This is a genomic window from Stenotrophomonas sp. GbtcB23 (assembly GCF_019091045.1).
GTDB classification, from domain to species: Bacteria; Pseudomonadota; Gammaproteobacteria; order Xanthomonadales; family Xanthomonadaceae; genus Stenotrophomonas; species Stenotrophomonas rhizophila_A.
This window is the reverse complement of the sequence record NZ_JAGXKC010000561.1, coordinates 1-249: the sequence shown is the minus strand read 5'-3', so window position 1 is coordinate 249 and position 249 is coordinate 1. Positions and strand designations below refer to the sequence as shown.

Genomic DNA, 249 nt, shown 5'->3' with positions numbered 1-249 from the left:
GTCCGCCAGAGCATCAGGCCCTTGTCAGCCCAGTGGATGCGGCGCGGGTACAGCCCGTCCCACAGGCGAACGCGCACCAGCGGGTCTTCCCAGAGGCCCGGCGCCAGGGCGATCGGCCCGCGGCTCTGCTCATGGCGGAGCAGCTCGCGGGCTTCCACCACCTCGGGCGGTACCGATTCGCTCCAGCCGGCGTCGGCCACGAAGGCCTGGCGCAGCAGCGATCCGTTGGAATCGACATCCTTGGCGATG

The 249-nt window shown here is 70.7% G+C and carries 1 pseudogene; it reads right to left on the bottom strand.

What is annotated here, in order from left to right:
• Positions 1-249, bottom strand: a pseudogene (locus KVS69_RS20110) (hypothetical protein); the annotation flags it as partial.